General features: G+C 29.8%; 23 protein-coding genes and 1 pseudogene. 9 read left to right on the plus strand and 15 right to left on the minus strand.

Annotated features, from left to right (window positions below):
- Positions 1 to 11 precede the first annotated feature (11 nt).
- The 7 genes from EU96_RS10655 to EU96_RS0109335 all read right to left on the minus strand — a co-directional run bounded on the left by EU96_RS10655 (position 12) and on the right by EU96_RS0109335 (position 4075).
- The gene (locus EU96_RS10655) at positions 12 to 146 is read right to left on the minus strand and encodes a hypothetical protein (protein ID WP_275040765.1); all 135 of its coding nucleotides are present in this window, start codon (positions 144 to 146) and stop codon (positions 12 to 14) included.
- 205 nt (positions 147 to 351) lie between these two features.
- On the minus strand, positions 352 to 567 hold the full coding sequence (locus EU96_RS02630; RefSeq protein ID WP_032527056.1) for a DUF2839 family protein: 216 nt from the start codon (positions 565 to 567) through the stop codon (positions 352 to 354).
- 2 nt (positions 568 to 569) lie between these two features.
- Positions 570 to 800: a hypothetical protein gene (locus EU96_RS02625; RefSeq protein ID WP_032527057.1), complete on the minus strand. Its 231-nt coding sequence runs from the start codon at positions 798 to 800 to the stop codon at positions 570 to 572.
- Between the two features lie 570 nt (positions 801 to 1370).
- Entirely contained in the window at positions 1371 to 2675 is a 1305-nt protein-coding gene (locus EU96_RS0109325) for an NRAMP family divalent metal transporter (RefSeq protein ID WP_032527058.1), read from the minus strand.
- A gap of 414 nt (positions 2676 to 3089) precedes the next feature.
- Complete coding sequence (locus tag EU96_RS09615) at positions 3090 to 3401, minus strand: hypothetical protein (RefSeq protein ID WP_052044270.1); 312 nt, start codon at positions 3399 to 3401, stop codon at positions 3090 to 3092.
- 77 nt (positions 3402 to 3478) lie between these two features.
- Complete coding sequence (locus tag EU96_RS02620; RefSeq protein ID WP_032527059.1) at positions 3479 to 3778, minus strand: hypothetical protein; 300 nt, start codon at positions 3776 to 3778, stop codon at positions 3479 to 3481.
- 15 nt (positions 3779 to 3793) lie between these two features.
- Positions 3794 to 4075 (minus strand): DUF3764 family protein, encoded by a 282-nt coding sequence (locus EU96_RS0109335; RefSeq protein WP_032527060.1) that lies wholly within the window; start codon positions 4073 to 4075, stop codon positions 3794 to 3796.
- 134 nt (positions 4076 to 4209) lie between these two features.
- Between EU96_RS0109335 and EU96_RS02615 the strand changes: the two genes are divergently transcribed.
- Together EU96_RS02615 and EU96_RS02610 are read left to right on the plus strand one after the other, a co-directional pair.
- Positions 4210 to 5553, plus strand: coding sequence for a sodium-dependent transporter (locus EU96_RS02615; RefSeq protein WP_032527061.1), 1344 nt, complete (start codon positions 4210 to 4212; stop codon positions 5551 to 5553).
- 373 nt (positions 5554 to 5926) lie between these two features.
- A complete protein-coding gene (locus EU96_RS02610; protein WP_032527062.1) occupies positions 5927 to 7630 on the plus strand; it encodes a protein adenylyltransferase SelO family protein in 1704 nt (567 codons plus the stop codon).
- 45 nt (positions 7631 to 7675) lie between these two features.
- Here EU96_RS02610 and EU96_RS02605 read toward each other — a convergent pair whose 3' ends face one another.
- From EU96_RS02605 to EU96_RS02600, 3 genes are all read right to left on the minus strand, one after another.
- Positions 7676 to 8098: a cupin domain-containing protein gene (locus EU96_RS02605; RefSeq protein WP_032527063.1), complete on the minus strand. Its 423-nt coding sequence runs from the start codon at positions 8096 to 8098 to the stop codon at positions 7676 to 7678.
- A gap of 53 nt (positions 8099 to 8151) precedes the next feature.
- Positions 8152 to 8313: a hypothetical protein gene (locus EU96_RS10370; protein WP_179852273.1), complete on the minus strand. Its 162-nt coding sequence runs from the start codon at positions 8311 to 8313 to the stop codon at positions 8152 to 8154.
- A 73-nt stretch (positions 8314 to 8386) separates the two neighbouring features.
- The gene (locus tag EU96_RS02600; protein ID WP_032527064.1) at positions 8387 to 8569 is read right to left on the minus strand and encodes a hypothetical protein; all 183 of its coding nucleotides are present in this window, start codon (positions 8567 to 8569) and stop codon (positions 8387 to 8389) included.
- A gap of 148 nt (positions 8570 to 8717) precedes the next feature.
- On the opposite strand from EU96_RS02600, the gene EU96_RS0109340 reads away from it, so the two are divergent.
- The 5 genes and pseudogenes from EU96_RS0109340 (at position 8718) to EU96_RS02580 (ending at position 9957) form a co-directional block, all read left to right on the plus strand.
- Positions 8718 to 8987 carry a DUF1651 domain-containing protein gene (locus tag EU96_RS0109340; RefSeq protein WP_032527065.1) on the plus strand — a complete coding sequence of 90 codons (270 nt, stop codon included), beginning with the start codon at positions 8718 to 8720 and terminating at the stop codon, positions 8985 to 8987.
- Positions 8988 to 9151: 164 nt separating this feature from the next.
- Positions 9152 to 9358 (plus strand): high light inducible protein, encoded by a 207-nt coding sequence (locus tag EU96_RS02595; RefSeq protein ID WP_032527066.1) that lies wholly within the window; start codon positions 9152 to 9154, stop codon positions 9356 to 9358.
- Entirely contained in the window at positions 9358 to 9618 is a 261-nt protein-coding gene (locus tag EU96_RS02590) for a chlorophyll a/b-binding protein (RefSeq protein WP_032527067.1), read from the plus strand. Before EU96_RS02595 ends, EU96_RS02590 begins: the two co-directional genes overlap by 1 nt.
- A 44-nt stretch (positions 9619 to 9662) precedes the next feature.
- Positions 9663 to 9776, plus strand: a pseudogene (locus tag EU96_RS02585) (chlorophyll a/b-binding protein); the annotation flags it as partial.
- A gap of 1 nt (position 9777) precedes the next feature.
- Entirely contained in the window at positions 9778 to 9957 is a 180-nt protein-coding gene (locus tag EU96_RS02580; protein ID WP_032527068.1) for a hypothetical protein, read from the plus strand.
- Between the two features lie 788 nt (positions 9958 to 10745).
- On the opposite strand, the gene EU96_RS02565 is transcribed toward EU96_RS02580, so the two are convergent.
- Complete coding sequence (locus tag EU96_RS02565; RefSeq protein WP_032527071.1) at positions 10746 to 11030, minus strand: hypothetical protein; 285 nt, start codon at positions 11028 to 11030, stop codon at positions 10746 to 10748.
- 161 nt (positions 11031 to 11191) lie between these two features.
- Between EU96_RS02565 and EU96_RS10375 the strand changes: the two genes are divergently transcribed.
- Both EU96_RS10375 and EU96_RS02560 read left to right on the plus strand, forming a co-directional pair.
- Positions 11192 to 11335: a hypothetical protein gene (locus EU96_RS10375; RefSeq protein ID WP_193741375.1), complete on the plus strand. Its 144-nt coding sequence runs from the start codon at positions 11192 to 11194 to the stop codon at positions 11333 to 11335.
- 113 nt (positions 11336 to 11448) lie between these two features.
- Positions 11449 to 12222 carry a tetratricopeptide repeat protein gene (locus EU96_RS02560; RefSeq protein ID WP_032527072.1) on the plus strand — a complete coding sequence of 258 codons (774 nt, stop codon included), beginning with the start codon at positions 11449 to 11451 and terminating at the stop codon, positions 12220 to 12222.
- 37 nt (positions 12223 to 12259) lie between these two features.
- Here EU96_RS02560 and EU96_RS02555 read toward each other — a convergent pair whose 3' ends face one another.
- The 4 genes from EU96_RS02555 to EU96_RS02540 all read right to left on the minus strand — a co-directional run bounded on the left by EU96_RS02555 (position 12260) and on the right by EU96_RS02540 (position 16660).
- A complete protein-coding gene (locus EU96_RS02555) occupies positions 12260 to 12574 on the minus strand; it encodes a hypothetical protein (protein WP_032527073.1) in 315 nt (104 codons plus the stop codon).
- 96 nt (positions 12575 to 12670) lie between these two features.
- A complete protein-coding gene (locus EU96_RS02550; protein WP_032527074.1) occupies positions 12671 to 13948 on the minus strand; it encodes a hypothetical protein in 1278 nt (425 codons plus the stop codon).
- 260 nt (positions 13949 to 14208) lie between these two features.
- On the minus strand, positions 14209 to 16023 hold the full coding sequence (locus EU96_RS02545; RefSeq protein ID WP_032527075.1) for a carbamoyltransferase C-terminal domain-containing protein: 1815 nt from the start codon (positions 16021 to 16023) through the stop codon (positions 14209 to 14211).
- Entirely contained in the window at positions 15965 to 16660 is a 696-nt protein-coding gene (locus tag EU96_RS02540) for a hypothetical protein (protein ID WP_032527076.1), read from the minus strand. The genes EU96_RS02545 and EU96_RS02540 overlap by 59 nt, the downstream gene beginning before the upstream one ends.
- Positions 16661 to 16662: the final 2 nt, after the last annotated feature.

Below are 16662 nucleotides of genomic sequence, written 5' to 3' on the forward strand. Positions count from 1 at the left end.
TTTTTTTTAATTTAAGCAGCTAAGTTTTCCTCAGATTTTGACATTATCATTGCGGCTTTTTTTAATAAACTGACTACTTCTTTTCTTCCAACTGCATTATCAGCTTGAAGCATTATTTCAACATATTTTTTATTTATTTTTTTCATAAAAATTTGTAATTTAATTCAAAATTACAACACCATAAGATGGAGTCAATAGTAAATAAATCTTATATTATTTATTTGATCATTTATTAAGCAATAATGATTGCTCATTTTATTATCATTAAAAGTATTTTTAATTGATGATGCCAAACAATCATAAATATAAAAACTATCGAGAAATTATTTTTAAAATTAGCAATACTAATAATTAGGCAATATTAAAGAATTTAAAAGCAAGAAATAATCCTCCAATTAGGATCAATATTGCACCTCCATAAAAAAGAAAAGGTATTATTGGATATTTATATAATGTGGACCTAACTTTTTGTTGTATAGCTTTTTTATCAAGTTGAGGTAACTTTATATCTTCAGTTGTTTCTCTAGGCGAAATACCTAAATTTTTTCTTCTCTTTGCTTCTCCCATATTTAATATTGAGTTATTCCCATACATTTTAAATAATTATTATCAGCTAAATCTAAAATTTGATCCCATTCTTCACGAGATGTTTCCAAAGGATTTTTAAAATCTTTTTCAAATTTAAGAGTACATCTTTTTTGTATATTTTCTGGAGAATTATAATTTCTTAAAAAAATAACACTCAAATAAGATAATGATGATAAAACTACAATTACCTTGGCAATTCTAAAAATATTCATATCTTAGATGATATTTCAATATGAATGAATAAGTTACTTTTTGGTTTTATAATTTATTTAATTTATTATAAAAATAATCAATTGATAAATTCTGTAAATTTAAACCATTTGACTATTGAGAATTTGATTATTACAGGGTTAATAATCTTTATTATTTAGACAAATATTGGCAATATTTATTACCAATTATTAGGAATAACTTATGCATTTGGTAAAATACTTACTCTTACTTTTTTTAAATTCATTATATCAAGAGACTTTTAGTGAGCAAAGTAAATAAATCTTATTCAGGAAAAAAATAAATATTAAAAACCTACTTTTGTGTTTTTAAATTTGAAGAATATTTTAAATTTACAATGTATATCGCGACAATAGAAAGTATCAAAAAAAATAATAAGCTTTCCAAGGTAGATTGGGGCATAACCATAATTAGTCCAAAAAATAATATATTTCTAGAGAAACGAATTCTGAAGAAAAATCAACCCTTTAATTATTTTTTATTTTCAAATTAATAAATTTAATTAATCTTATAAAATCTCTTAGAAAAAAAGTTTTTTTAATCATTAACAATTAACCAATTCCAATCCCAAAAAATGAATTTGCAATAAACAATAAACTAAATAAAGTTAAGAAAATCAATCCTATCCAACATATAGTTTTTAGAAAAAATCCATATCTATTTTCAATTGGCACTAATTTGCTATTTATAGTATCCATTGCCATCCATGCAAATAAAGGTGCCGTAAGGAAACTTCCCGTCATTGCAGCAAATACAAAATCTTTTACCCCTATACCTCCAGACCTTGCAATTAGCAAAGCTATTAATGATGCAAAGATATGTACAATCATCCACAGTTGAAATCTATTTCGCTCTGACTTGGAATCCATATGTCCAAAATCAGTTCCTCTCAATAAACCTTGAATAGCAGAAATACTTCTTGGATATGCATCTAGACAAGTAATTGTAGTACTAAACATTGCGGCAAATGCTGCAGGTATAATGATCCATTTAGCCCAACTGCCAATTGATTTAGTGTAAAGGAGTATTAATTTTTGAGCAAAGGAGACTCCACTTCCGGAAAGCATTCCATCGCCGGTACCATACATTGTTATTGCTCCAAGAGTAAGGAAGAAAATAGCAGTAACAACAGTTATTACGTAACCGAGATTAAAATCAAATTCTGCTTCACCAATATTTGGTTTATAATTTGAATCTTTTGCTCGAGAAAACATCCATAAAGAAGGCCAAACACATAACTCTACTGGGCATGGCATCCATCCCATTAGAGGGATCAAAAAAGCTAAGTTTGTTAACTTCCATGGGCTGGTTTCTGGTTCAAAAAAACTCATATTTAGAGACTCATTTATTGAACCTTTGAATAAAAGCGATAAAACTGCAAATAATGTTAAAAAAGTTAGGAGAGATACTAAAAATTTTGAAATCCTATCAAGTGCTTTATATTTACCAAGAATTAATATCATTCCAGAAACAATCAGAATTCCTATTGACAAATCCATGGCTGGAAAAGCTGAGAAAAAGGGAATATTAGTTAAAAGGACACCAGAGACAAAACTTACAGCAGCTATTGTGAAAGTACCTGTAATTAGACTAACTATTAGAAATGAAGGAAGATATAAAGAATTCCGCTCTTTGAAACCTTCTAATAATGATTTACCAGTAGATGCTGTAAATCTAGTCCCAACCAACAAGAATGGATATTTTAAAAGATTAGTAAGAAGGATTAGGCCAACTAATGAAAATCCAAACCTTGCACCAGCAGTAGTTGATGACAATAAATGAGAGCCCCCAATAGCCGCCCCAGCTAGCAAAATTCCTGGACCTAAACTTTTTTGTATGCCTTTTGTTAAATTCATGTCTTTAATCAAATAATTTAATTTAATTTTTGAGCCCTTCTAAACTTATTTTTTAATACTCTTTTTTTAAACGCAAAATCAGATAATGAGTGGAAAATAAAAAGAATAATTAGGAATCCTATTCTAACTTTCATAAGATATCTCCTTCAAATATGCTTTTATCAGATATTTATTTTGTATTCAACCTCTTTTCTCCATAAGATCCTCAAAAACCTATCTAAAACATCTAATTCCTTTTTATCAAAACTTTTTATTTTCTTTTTATTTTGTTTTTGCATAAATTATTATTTAAGTATTTCAACTTTAAAATGAGCTAAAAAAAACACAATAAGCAAAACTTCTTAAAACTCAACGTAGTTTGAATTGTTTTTAATTTGATATATATTTTTCTGCCCTTCTTAATGCTTTTATTGCTCATCTATAATCAAGATTTTTTAATTTTTCCTGACTTTTACGTTCCAAAATTTTCACTATTTCATTTATCTTTATTTCATTAATTTTCAGTTTATGATCAAAAATAAGATCAAATTTTGAGCAATACAAACTAGATAATTCTTTTCTATATTCTTGAATCATTTTTTCATCACAAGATTTAGAATTCAATATTGCATTAGCCTTAATTTTGTCGTCTAAAGCACCTTTAAAATTTCCTCGTTTAAATTTATTTTCACTTGATCTAGTTATCTTAATAAGATTTCCCAATATCAATCGCCAAGAATCATCCATTTTTTTGCTGACCTAAAATCAATCATATAAGCATCAAGAAAAAAGAATTCATTTTTAATAATCAAATAAATAATTAATTAGCCAATAACAAGTCCTCTTTCAAGAAGTAAATCGAAAACCTCCACACTTTTCGTTTTCCCAAATTGTGGGGGCTTATGTAAATCTAATATTTCAGCAAGGCACATTATCCAATAAGTATCTTTTTTTAAATTAAGACCTTCGCAAATATGAGAGGGAGCAGATTTAAAACATCCAAATTCTGTTGATATATTAATGTTGATGATTTGAGTTTCAAGTTCCAGACTTAAGAGTTCTATTTCTTGCTCAGAAAGGGATGACCCAAAAGAATATGATTCAATTAAAAGTTGGTAATTCATAAAAGAATTATTTTCTTAAGAAATCCAGCGAGTGATTTTTGTCCCCGCGTACATATGTCCTGAAGCTTCAACTATAGGTTTTGTTTCAGGATTCATAAAAATATCATATAAAACATTTTCTGGTCCTTGAAAAATTACAGTCGCCCTTTGAGGATCATCTAATGATTTCCCAATATAAAATGTTTTGACTCCCATTTCTTTAAACATAGTCTGCTGTTCTTTTGCATTCATATATGATTCATACTGTTCAAAAGTATTACTTAGTTGAAAATCTAAAATAGTCGTTTCAATAGTCATAAGAATAATTAAGCTTTTTTAAGTCTAAATCTTTATCAAAAAAATTAATCTAAAAAAATTAGTTTTTATTAAGCAAAGTGTTAACTAATTTTCATTTATGAGTTATAAATCAACTATAAAAAACGATTTTAATTTTGGACTCAAAAATTTCTCAGAGAGAACAATGGACTAGTAAGCTAGGATTCATTCTCGCAGCTGCTGGAAGTGCAGTAGGTCTAGGCAACCTTTGGGGTTTTGCTTACAGAGCATCTCAAGGTGGAGGTGCGGCGTTTGTACTTTTATATATATTGATCGTTTTAATTGTATGTCTTCCAGTATTTGTTGCTGAAATGGCTCTAGGGAGAAACGCAATGGCAAGCACATTACTTGCTCCTGTTAAGCTGGCTGGAAAGAATTGGTATCCATTAGGAATTCTTTTCTTCATAGCTCCTCTAGGTATAGCATCATATTATTCAGTGATAATGGGATGGACTGCAGATACCTTGTTCCATTCTTTATTTTTTGGATTACCAAAGAATTTAACTGAAGCAGAAACCTTCTTTGGCTCGATTAGTAGTGGAAGCAGTGTTTTATTGGGGCACCTATTAAGTCTTGTACTTACAGCCATAATAGTTTCATCAGGCATAAAAAAAGGTATAGAAAAGGTTACTAGATATTTCATGCCAATCCTTTTCATAATTATCGTGATTCTTGCTATTTGGGCTACTTCACTTTCAGGGGCATGGGAAGGATATAAAACATTTTTACTTAAGTTTGATTTTAATGAATTAAGAAATCCTCAAACAATAAGAAACGCTTTTACACAAGCATTCTTTTCATTAAGTTTAGGGATTGGAATTATGGTTACTTACGCCTCATATCTAAATAAAAAAAGCAATCTCCCAAAACTAAGTGTTGGAGTCGCATCATTAGATACTTTGGTTGGACTAATGGCTGGATTTATAACTTTCCCAATAGTTTTAACATTCGGTTTAAGTGACGCTATTTCTGAATCAACCGTTGGTGCATTATTTATATCAATTCCCACGGGCTTAGGTTCATATGGAGCGGTTGGAAGAATTGTAGCTGTTGCATTTTTTGCACTGGCTTATATTGCAGCAATAACTTCCTCTGTTTCATTATTGGAAGTTCCAGTTTCTTCTTTAATGGATAAATTTGGTTTTAAAAGAGAAAAATCTGTTTGGCTGATAACTCTTTTCCTTTTCTTAGCAGGCATTCCTTCTGCATTGAACTTAAACATTCTTGGAACTATTGATTCGATTTTTGGAGGGGTATTACTTATCTTTGGTGGATTCTTGGTTACTTTCTTTATGGGATGGGTAGTCCCTGGAAAATTTAATGAAGAACTTAGTGATTCAAAAGTTGGAATCAAAACGACACGTTATTTGAAATTCATGACAAGATGGGTTGCGCCCCCAATTATTGGTTTTGGACTATTTATTAGTGTCTTTGATTTGCTGAAAGGCTGGGTAAGTTAGAAAATTTTTACAAGTAATATACTTCGGAAATAAGGGGGGTGGTATAAGCGGATCAACAAATTAAATTGTGAAACTTTTTTCAAATTATTTTAAAACAATCTAAAAAAAATCTTCAATGTATAAGTATTTGCAGTGGTTATTGCTTAAAAATTAATATATTGGAGAAGTTCTTTTTTATTTTTTAAAAGCCAAAAAATTTTTTTCCAAAAAAATGTCTTACCGCGGATCCTTTTTTAATTAAGTATTAACTTTTAACTTAAATTTAATCTCAAACGTATCGCCAAAAACCATACCCAATAGAATCTATATAAGATACATTTAGGTGTTTAATTTAAAAGAAATAGAGCGCCTAAAAGAATAGATAACAACTTTGATGTCAACCAAATCTGATTCATTAAAAGGAAAGCTTACAGAAAATTTTTCTGAATTTTCTCAACTATCTAACTATTCTTTTATGAATTCTCTTAAAGCAGATCCTCAATCAACAAAAGATGGAAATGATCATAAGCCGCGTTCAGTATATTCAGGTCATTATGTACCAGTTGTTCCAACTGCTATTCCAGAACCAGAATATATTTCCCATAGCAACAAACTTTTTAAAGAACTAAGGCTAAGCTCAGATCTTACTAAAGACAAGAATTTTTGTCGTTTTTTCTCAGGTGATATTTCTGTTGCTAGTTATCCAATGAGTCCTGTTGGTTGGGCAACAGGTTATGCATTATCAATTTACGGAACTGAATATACCCAACAATGTCCCTTTGGCACTGGCAATGGTTATGGTGATGGCAGAGCAATTTCTGTTTTTGAAGGTTTATTCAATGGGAAAAGAATGGAAATGCAACTTAAAGGAGGAGGTCCAACTCCCTACTGTCGTGGAGCAGATGGCAGAGCTGTCTTAAGGTCTAGCGTACGAGAATTTCTCGCACAGGAATTAATGGATGCCTTGGGAATCCCTACCTCAAGATCTTTAACACTTTATGTCTCACGTTCAGAAATAGTTAGAAGACCGTGGTATTCCAAAGGGTCCAGATATTTTGAACCTGATATCATGATTGATAATCAAGCGGCAATTACTACGAGAGTCGCTCCATCTTTTTTACGTGTAGGCCAGATTGAACTTTTTGCAAGACGAGTTCGTAATAATGCGCATGATGAGGCCCTCAATGAACTAAAGATGATAGTTCAACATCTAATTGATAGAAATTATAAAGATGAAATTGGATATGAGATTTCAATTGAAAGTAAAGTAATAAAACTGGCTTCTTTATTCAGATCAAGACTTATATCACTTATAGCCAACTGGATGAGAGTTGGTTATTGCCAGGGTAATTTCAATAGTGATAATTGTGCTGCTGGAGGTTATACCTTGGATTATGGCCCCTTTGGATTCTGTGAATTATTTGATCCAAGATTTCAACCATGGACAGGTGGAGGTGAACATTTCTCATTTTTTAACCAGCCTTCTGCAGCGGCAATCAACTTTAAAACATTCTGTTCATCTCTTAGTCCTTTACTCTCAGAAAGCAAACAAGATCAAGAAAAGTTAGATCAAATCGAAAAAGACTTTTTTGAATTAATGAATAAGGAATTGATGAAAATGTGGGCAAACAAGCTTGGTTTAGAACATTACAACGAAACTCTAATAAATGAATTTTTTAATCTCATGGTCATTTCAAAAGCAGACTATACAATTTTGTTCCGTAAACTCTCTGAAATCCCTTATAACTTAGATTCTTTAAAAGACTGTTTCTATTTACCAATTAATGACGAGCTCAATAATAGGTGGGAATTATGGCTTGAAAACTGGCAATCAGTCTTAAAGAAAGAGGGAAATATTAAAGCAAAATCGGCATCAATGAAATCCCTTAATCCAGTCTATACTTGGCGCGAATGGATGGTCGTTCCCGCATATGAAGAAGCTGAAAAGGGGAATTACAAAAAAATAAAAGAGTTACAGGATGTCTTTAGCAATCCATATGTAGAACAACCCCCAGAAATAGATCAAAAATATAATCGACTAAAGCCAAGCCAGTATTTTAACTATGGAGGAGTATCTCATTACAGTTGTTCTTCATAAAAGGTGAATCCTAAAAATGCAGATTGAACAAATTACAGAAAAATATTATTTATTTATGGTCGTAGGCATTCCAACTACTGATACAACTCCCACATGAAGTATAGCCGGCTTCTTTCCAATATTTTTCACATAGTGGGCACCCCCATTATTACTCTCCACAAATGCATCGCCTGCTTTAAAGAAATTAATTTCTTTCCCCCTAAAGTGCCTTATTCTCCCTCTTGTGACATGAATCAACATTGGGGCAGGGTGGGTATGAATTGGGGTTTCTATCCCTGCTGGAATCTTCACTTTTAAAAGTCTTAATTCAGGCTTACCTTCTGGATAATTAAAGTTTTTGCCACTTAATCCTTTTGAAGTTTGAATAAGAGGAATTACCTCAATCTTTTCTTCAGAAAGAGATGGGTATGGTAAAGCTAAAGTCCCAATAAAAAGGAAACATAATGGAATAAATTTTTTTAATTTCATTAGATATTTAAGTTTCACTAATAATAGGCAGTTTGCAAAAATAATAAACTAATTTATTTTTTATATAACTTTTCTAATTGCTTTATTTCCTCTCTTAAATCCTTACCTCTCTTATTTAATTTATTATTCTTAATAACTATTGGGATAATCCACCAAGCTTGAAGACCTAAAAAGATAAATACAAGAATCAATAATTCAAAAGTACCAGGCTGCATTTGATAGATAACCCTTCTTTGTTAGTAACACTATTCTAAAAGTTGTTAAACATTCCTGAGATATTTAATATTTCTAGGCTGCTTCTAATTCAATATTAAGTTCAATACCCTTTAAAATGATTGCTTCTTTAAATTCAATAAGTTTGGAAATTATTCTTTGTTTCTCATTATCAGTTTTATAGATATCCTCTACAACTTCCTGCATTGCAAGTGTTACTTTTTGTAGTTTGATTTCTAAATCTTCCCTGTAATTCATGAGCTTAGAGAAATTATCTTTTCTATTAAAAAACAAAATAATTAATAGTAAATAAGTACTTAACCTTAAAAGGATTGACAGCGAAACAATAAGAATATAATTTATAGTACAAATGTATTAAAAATCAGCCAGCCTTTAATGGAAAAACATGGAGCCTAAGTACTCATTCGGATGCAGCACTAGCAAACCAAACGGATGCCTACTAAATCCTGAAGGCAGCAGAATGATCTTTTTCGAAGAATGCAAAAATTCCCCTAAACCTAATCTAAAAATTCATACTCATCTTTTTTACGCAAATCACCTTGGAGAACCTGGAGGGTACAAATCCTCAGAGAAACTAAACATAGATGCAGCTTGGGAGAAGTGGCACGAGCTTCACCAAAAAGGCTGGACGGAGGTCTATTACCATTACGGATGAGGGTTCCCCGTTAAGAAAATACTCAAAAAACCAACTATTTAACTTAATATGTAATGATATTGTTACATATATGTAGCATATATCTTGAAAATAACTTAATTTCGGCCTATTACTTTACATTCGTTAATACTAGTGTTACATTAGTTAACAATTACACAACTTCAATGGCTAATTCAAACGTTACGACTGAATCAGGAGGCAGACAAAACATGTTTCCTACTGAGACACGTCCTTACATAGATGAGTCTGTTTCATACGGCAGTTACCCTCAAAATGCAGAAAAAGTTAATGGTCGTTGGGCAATGATCGGGCTTGTTGCATTAGTAGGTGCTTATGTTTCAACAGGACAAATTATTCCTGGCATTTTTTAATGACTCCTCTTTATGGTTTTTTAGCTGTAATGGTATTATTTACAGCCATCCTCATTGCTTATCTAACTAAGCAATTTCAAAATGAAAATTCAAACTATTTATCTACAAATCCAATGAAAAAAACAAACACAAAATCTAAAATAATCGAAAAAGAAAAAATTGTTGCTGAAACTCTCAACGGCAGATTCGCAATGCTTGGACTAATAGCTGCTATTGGAGCATATCTAACAACAGGTCAAATAATTCCTGGTTTCGTTTAAAACTTTACTAAAAAATCATTTAAATAAAAATGGAAAATTCAAAATCAACTTATTGGCAAAATGCCGAGAGAACTAATGGGAGAATGGCAATGATGGGCTTATTTGCATTAGTTGTAAATTATGGCTTATTCGGCTGGATAATACCAGGAATCTTTTAAAATGAACTTAGGCTTACTTTTTCTTAAAGTAAATATTACAGGGGTAATAACTATTTCAGAACTTGATTGGGTCACAAACCATCAATCTGAATTTTCAAGATTAGATATGGCTTTAGTTATTAAAATCGGCCGTCTTATGGACTCTGGAGTTGTGGAAATTGATAATAGATTGAATGTTTAACTATTAAAAATCAGATCGTCATGAGTGTTTGTCAATAGGGATACTGACAAGCACTTTTTTTAATGAGAAAATTAAATGTAAAAAAAAGAGATTGTTTCTTAGCTAAAAACAATCTCTCAATTACCTAATTCTTACATGAAAATTTCAAGTAAGCTCACAAATTATAACTGATTTTTTTTTATAGTAAATACGTAAAAATGCTTTTGATATTTACCTTTTTAAACCGCCTCTTTTTATCCATAGAAACCATGTAACCCAAATAGGAGGGAGAAATCTGATTAAAAAGTTAATTTTATAAATATAAAATGGGGCATTTTCACTTTGAAATAAATTTATCAAAAAAGTAGATGTAGTTACCCAGAGTAAAATTATTAATATATTGGCTCCCAACAAAGCGAACTTATTTTGTTTGAATATTTTTGGCATAAGTCAAGTTTTTATATTAATAATTTTAAATTATCTCAGGAAATTTATTATTCATTATCAAAAAAACTTTAAATTTAAAATCCATATCCAAATAAAAAAAATACTAAATTTTAATCCCTCTCCGAATAACATTCCAAAAGCAATAGGAGGTGAAAATATTAAAAAAAGAATAGAGAATAAACTAAATAAAGCAAATGATCCTCTTAGAAAAAAATTCTTTCTTTTTAGTCTTCTTAACCTTTTTAAGGTATTCCATTCCCATTCGATAAACCCGTAGAACTTTTCTGATAATAAAAATAAATACTTCATTAAAATTATTAATTTCTATCGGCTTTTCCTATTTATAAAATTAATTTCTCTTGTTAGCAATAAACTTTATCTCCTTCTTTAGAAAGATAGTAAATTCTATTTTCTGAACTTACAAAAAAAGTTAATCCCTTATATTGTGATCTTCTAAACTTTTCTAATCTAAGTTTGTGTATATCCCAATTATCTGTACTTATATCAGGATTAAATTCTAGTTCTTTTAAGAAAGGTACATAATTTGGAATAATTTTTGTTTTTTGGGCTGACCTTTTATTTCGTCTTGAATAAAAAAATAATAAAAATAAAAGTACAAAAAAAAGAATTAATAATATTTTTGTCATTGTCAATTTTTCTGATTTGAAAAAACTTTATTTTGGAGAATCAAGAACTTTCCCAATAAATTTCTAAGTAAGTAAAAAATCCTATTTTTATATTCTTGTATTTTTGAATACTTTTCAAGGGTATACTCAAATCAGATTATAAAATGAGTCGCATTTTTAAAATGACTCAAAATTCCATGAATACTCCTTATGCAAAAAGAGTATCTGAAAAATTTAGAGAGGCTCAAAACTATTTAAAAACTAATGGTTTTAGTAGATCAACTAAACATTTATTAGAGGATATTGAAAATTCTGTTGAAAAATAATAGCCTAACTCGTTTTAAATAGAAGATATAATAATGAATAAATATTTCCCGAAATTATTTTAGGCTTCAAAAAACAAATTTTTAATATTCGAATAAAAACATTAATCTCAATAATGTTTTTATTTTTGGTTAGTAGTTGCTCTTTTTTTTATGAAAATAAAGATCATACAAAAAAACAAAATAATAACCTCAACAAAGAAATTATAAATAATTTCTCTAAGGCAATATCAAAAAATGCAGATAATTTTTTATTTTATTTAGAGAGAGGGAAAGCAAAACATGCTTATGGAGATTATATTGGGGCAATTAAAGATTTTAATGATTCATTAAGACTCAATCCAAATTCAAAAGCCATTTTTAATAGAGCGAATTCCAAATATGCTTATGGAGATTACAATGGAGCAATTAAAGATTACGAGAAATTTATATCAAGAAATATTTTTCAGGATCAAGTTTTTTATAGCATCGCCAATTCTCAATTCATTCTCCTTGAATATGAAAAGGCAATTGAAAATTACAGCAAATCTATTAAGTACGATCAGGATGAAGAAAATGCCTATTTAAATAGAGGAAATGCAAAATTCAAAATCGGTGATTATATAGGTTCTATAAAAGACTATGAAAAGTCTCTAGAAATCAATGCAAAATCATATGTTGCACTGAATAATATGGGAGTTAGTAAATTTAAATTAAAAAAGTACAGAAACGCCCTACAAGATTTCAAAAAATCTCTGAAACTAAATCCCAATAATTACAATACTTTTTATAATAAATCCCTAACTCATTTTGAATTAAAAGAATTTAAAAAAGCTTGTATTGATTTAAAAAAATCAAACAAGCTTGGTAAAGAAATATTCAAGTCAGAATATTCAAAAATATGTTTTTAAAAAAAATTTTTTAAAGTAAGTAATAATAAATTTCTTTCTATTTTGCAATAGTTGCCTCAAGTTCAGCTATTTCAGCCTCCAGCTTAGAAGTATCTTCACCTGCCGCAGCAGCTTTAGATAATGCTCTTTTCTTGAAACTTAGTTTTGCCTTAGCTTGCTTCGCCTTTTTAGCGGCCTTTGCTGCAGGAGTTGAGCCGCCGCCGCCGCCACAGGCAATAAGATTATCGTTATTTATTTGATTATCAAACTTCTCTGTAAGATGATTTGCAAGTAGTTCATTACCAACAAAGAAACTCAATGGGAATGCAATTAATGCTCCTAGGGAAAGTTTTAAAGATTTGTTTAACTTCATTTAATAATTAAATTTTTTAGATTCTATGCTTTCATATTCAGAAACAGGAAGGGCGAACATAATATTTAATATTTCACAATTTTTGATGTATAAAATTTATCTATTAACCAACTCAAATATATCTTCAGCGAGTTTTGAACTTAGTTTACTAGCTGCAAATTCAATAAAATGACTGTAGTCCAAAAACCAACTAGTCGATTCAGCCTCTAGCGAATAATCAAGATAAATTATTTTTTTATTTTTTTCTATTTCTTTAGAAAAGGTTTCCCTGTAATCCTTCTCAATCAAGTACATCTCCCTTTCTAAAATTTTAGGTGCAAAAACAGGATTTCCAACTAGATGTTTTATACCAATCAAATATTTATAATTTTGCCCATTTAATTGCTCCTTTGATAAAGAACTAAAGTAATTAGGCGCATATACATAAATATATTTGTTATCCAAATAAAGATTTGCAGTAGAACTTATATTCCTTAATGTAGATTGTATTGAATAATTTTTTATCTTCTCATATTCTGCAAAATCTAAATTCAGTCTCTGTTCTAGTATCTCTTTAAGATTCTTATTCTTTTTATTTTCTTCTAAATTTATAGTTAACTGTTTCTTTTCATAAGTTCCTGGACTCACTTTATTTATAGATCTCAAATCATCTACATAAGAAAGAAAATAGCTTCTTTTTTTTATCGAATTTAAAAATGTAATAACCCCACTACTTATATTTCCTAATGAGCTACTAGTTAAAAAATTTACGTACTCAATATTATTTGTATTAATCATCATGCCATTAGCAAAACTATATTCATTTCTCTTTTCATCATTTTCAGATAAAAGCCTCATAAAATTCCAGAAATCTTGGATACCTCCAAAACTTACTATTAGTTCTAGAGGTGGCAAGTAATCGTTAAATGGTTCGGAATTTAAATATCTAAAAGTCTCAACATGTTCTTGCCATGTATTAAAACCAGAATATGCAGCATTTACAAGATCAATTTTAGGATTAATATTTCTTAAGTTTTTTTCTAACTGACTAGCAAAAGTTTTCTTATTATCAAATCCATAAAGACCTTCTCCCATAGCCACACTATTACCAAGAAGCAAAATTCCATATGTATCTATTTTTTTATTTTCATGCTCAAAAGGTGTCTTTATAAAACCATTGCGATCACAAATTAAAAATTTGTAATTTTCGGGATTAATATGCTTATTTTCGCAATTTTCTCTCCAACCAGTCAGGGAATCAAATTTTGTTCCATTAGTAATTTTTGAATTTGATTTATTTATAAATAAGAAGGATAATTCTAAAATAAAAATTATTATTGGAATAAATATACTTGTATAAAGGATAAATTTTATAATTCCACTTTTACTCCTCATTGAAAAATGTATATTACTTACAAATATATTTTAAAAATAAATATTAAATCTAACAATTCAAAATCTTTAAGGTCTTATTAATAAGAACTAAATCGCTATGTAAGTAAATGGAACAATAACTTGTACTACGCTTATTATTAAAATTATAATGATTACCAACAAAATTGCGGTTATCAAAGCAGCCTGAATAGGTGTTGCATTCTTCCAAGCAGATAAAGTGATGTGTTTTAAAAATCGAAGAAAACTAAACATTTTAAATTTTAAGTTTTTCTTTTTAGCAATCCTAAATCAGTTAAAAGATAACGTAATTTTGTTCTCGAACAAACCATAAGTCCATCAACCAAGTCAAAAGAATTAGGATCTCCACTAACATTTAATGAAGAGTTAGCTAATATTTCGACTCCCATAGGTTCCAGAATAGATAATAACTTGTCTAAGGAAGAATTATTTTCAACAATTTGAATACGTGCTGTTCCATCAACATGGGTTGTTGGGAATTTTAAAGAAACATTATCTTTAAGACATTGGCATGTTGCACTCATAGATTGATAGCAATCATAAATTTCAGGCCTTAATCTATAATATTTTTTCGCAATTTTATATCTCATAGCTGGTGCAGTTGGCCTAAAGGGACTTCTATTCTTTATTACCGTATTTAATTTTTTTACTGCATCTTTATTTTTTCCATCACATAGTAGAGATCTGTTACCTAGTGCTCTTGGACCTGTTTCACTACGCGATAATACTGTTCCAATTACTTCTCCTGCACTTATAAGTTCAGCAGCCTTCAAAAAAGCATCATCTTCATCTTTCTCTAAAATAGAAAATTGATTAAAAATAATTTGCTCTGTGAGAAATTCATCATTTCTTATTTCTTTTAAAGAAGGGAATAAAGAGGGCTTAGAAATTTTTAAATCAATGTACGAATTAGATTTTATGTAGCTATAAAAAGCTGCTCCAATAGCACAACCAGCGTCTCCAGGGCTTGGTGGAATAATTATTTCATCTATAAAAGGTAATTGAGCAAGACTATCAATTGATGCTGAGTTCATAGAAACTCCCCCCGAGAAAAGAAATCTTCTAGATCTAGTTATTTTATGGGCATGCGTAAAAATTTTTTGAAGTAGATAAATTGTTAAATCTTGGGCTCCCCTTGCTATGTCGGCGCATCTTTGAAAATCACTTTCTCCCGGTATAAGTTGTACAAAAGGATTACGAGCAGGACCTAATAAATCCTCCAATTTACTATTAAATGAGTTAGATGTTGATAGATGATAATCAAAATAGCTCATATCAGAAATTATTTTATTAGAGGTGGAATCCCAATCCATTAGCCCCCTAACTAACTTTGCTGACTTACTTTTGGAATCTCCAAAAGAAGCTAATCCCATAACTTTATATTCACCTTCATTAATTGAAAATCCTAAGTAATCAGTAATACTTGAATAGAAAAGGCCCAAAGATACAGGATATGGACATTCCCATAACTCATTAATCTCTGATGGATTAACTATTTGACTAATTGAAGCTGTACTTCTGTCTCCAAATCCATCAACAACTACAGAGCAAACATCTTTCTTAGAATTTGAATACGAAAGAGCTGTAAGTGAATGTGACAAATGATGATCAGAATAGATTAATTTTGTTTCTAGTCCTTTAAATTCTTTTGCAAAATCTAGGTAACAAGAAACAGATGAGCGATTAAAATTACGAAACTGATGTACAAGAAGAGATAAACTTCTTGGCATATTTAGAGAGGCTTCTTTAACAATGTGAAGAAAAGCGCTTAATGGTCTTTCATAAAATGCAACTCTCTCTATATCCTTTATTTGGAGGTTGTTAGATTTTAGTAATTTACTTATTGCTCTCCGTGGGAATGATTTATCACCTTTGATTCTGCTTAAAGACTCTTCTCTGTAATAATCAATGAGGACTCCATTTTTATCGACTAATGCAGCAGCAGATTCATGATTATATCCGGAAACACCAATAAACATCTTAAAATTGCTAGATACTTTAAAGGATAGATTTAGATGAAATTTCCATAAGATTTTTCCCTTCTCTTTTAAATTCATTTAAATTTAATTTTCTCGCCATATTTCCAGCGACAAAAGCCATTCCTTTATATAAAGGAGTTAGAATTTTGTCTAAAAACTTTAAATTTGCATCATATAATTTTCGTCCTTTGTTTTGAAGAGTCTCTCTAAAGCGATACATAACCAGTTGCCAAGGTTGTAAAGCAGGGTAGTTTTTCAAGAAATATTTTTTAGCCATCCCATGATGTCGCAATTCATCCATCATAATGCTAGAAATTATCTTACCTTCATCAGTATCTGAACCAACTAAATTTAATATATTTTCAAAAGATGATTTAGCTAAAAGTTCGTTTGTATAAACAAAAGCTATGAAGTCTTTTAATTTCATAGTATCAATTAGAAAACCCTTATTAGAGATGTAGCCTTTGATAATTAATGAAGGAGGGGTAAATCTAAATTCTCTAGCCTTTTCTAAAGATACCTTAATTCCTCTTTGAGAAAGCATTTTAAAAAAACATTTCGCATGCATATATTCATCTTTGGCGTGCATAAAATAACCTAATGCTTGCTTTGGGGTATCAGTTCCTTTACACGCTGCAAGCATTTCTAGGGCGGAAGCAAGCTCAGCATGTGCCGTTTCATAGAAAATAGGTAGTTCTGATTGAATATTTTTCATCT

The organism is Prochlorococcus marinus str. MIT 9302 (genome assembly GCF_000759975.1).
GTDB lineage: Bacteria > Cyanobacteriota > Cyanobacteriia > PCC-6307 > Cyanobiaceae > Prochlorococcus_A > Prochlorococcus_A marinus_M.

Coding starts and splice junctions, on each gene's coding strand:
- EU96_RS10655 (WP_275040765.1), bottom strand. CDS start 146: ATGAAAAAAATAAATAAAAAATATGTTGAAATAATGCTTCAAGCTGAT.
- EU96_RS02630 (WP_032527056.1), bottom strand. CDS start 567: ATGGGAGAAGCAAAGAGAAGAAAAAATTTAGGTATTTCGCCTAGAGAA.
- EU96_RS02625 (WP_032527057.1), bottom strand. CDS start 800: ATGAATATTTTTAGAATTGCCAAGGTAATTGTAGTTTTATCATCATTA.
- EU96_RS0109325 (WP_032527058.1), bottom strand. CDS start 2,675: ATGAATTTAACAAAAGGCATACAAAAAAGTTTAGGTCCAGGAATTTTG.
- EU96_RS09615 (WP_052044270.1), bottom strand. CDS start 3,401: ATGGATGATTCTTGGCGATTGATATTGGGAAATCTTATTAAGATAACT.
- EU96_RS02620 (WP_032527059.1), bottom strand. CDS start 3,778: ATGAATTACCAACTTTTAATTGAATCATATTCTTTTGGGTCATCCCTT.
- EU96_RS0109335 (WP_032527060.1), bottom strand. CDS start 4,075: ATGACTATTGAAACGACTATTTTAGATTTTCAACTAAGTAATACTTTT.
- EU96_RS02610 (WP_032527062.1), top strand. CDS start 5,927: ATGTCAACCAAATCTGATTCATTAAAAGGAAAGCTTACAGAAAATTTT.
- EU96_RS02605 (WP_032527063.1), bottom strand. CDS start 8,098: ATGAAATTAAAAAAATTTATTCCATTATGTTTCCTTTTTATTGGGACT.
- EU96_RS10370 (WP_179852273.1), bottom strand. CDS start 8,313: ATGCAGCCTGGTACTTTTGAATTATTGATTCTTGTATTTATCTTTTTA.
- EU96_RS02600 (WP_032527064.1), bottom strand. CDS start 8,569: ATGAATTACAGGGAAGATTTAGAAATCAAACTACAAAAAGTAACACTT.
- EU96_RS0109340 (WP_032527065.1), top strand. CDS start 8,718: ATGGAGCCTAAGTACTCATTCGGATGCAGCACTAGCAAACCAAACGGA.
- EU96_RS02595 (WP_032527066.1), top strand. CDS start 9,152: ATGGCTAATTCAAACGTTACGACTGAATCAGGAGGCAGACAAAACATG.
- EU96_RS02590 (WP_032527067.1), top strand. CDS start 9,358: ATGACTCCTCTTTATGGTTTTTTAGCTGTAATGGTATTATTTACAGCC.
- EU96_RS02580 (WP_032527068.1), top strand. CDS start 9,778: ATGAACTTAGGCTTACTTTTTCTTAAAGTAAATATTACAGGGGTAATA.
- EU96_RS02565 (WP_032527071.1), bottom strand. CDS start 11,030: ATGACAAAAATATTATTAATTCTTTTTTTTGTACTTTTATTTTTATTA.
- EU96_RS10375 (WP_193741375.1), top strand. CDS start 11,192: ATGACTCAAAATTCCATGAATACTCCTTATGCAAAAAGAGTATCTGAA.
- EU96_RS02560 (WP_032527072.1), top strand. CDS start 11,449: ATGTTTTTATTTTTGGTTAGTAGTTGCTCTTTTTTTTATGAAAATAAA.
- EU96_RS02555 (WP_032527073.1), bottom strand. CDS start 12,574: ATGAAGTTAAACAAATCTTTAAAACTTTCCCTAGGAGCATTAATTGCA.
- EU96_RS02550 (WP_032527074.1), bottom strand. CDS start 13,948: ATGAGGAGTAAAAGTGGAATTATAAAATTTATCCTTTATACAAGTATA.
- EU96_RS02545 (WP_032527075.1), bottom strand. CDS start 16,023: ATGAATTTAAAAGAGAAGGGAAAAATCTTATGGAAATTTCATCTAAAT.
- EU96_RS02540 (WP_032527076.1), bottom strand. CDS start 16,660: ATGAAAAATATTCAATCAGAACTACCTATTTTCTATGAAACGGCACAT.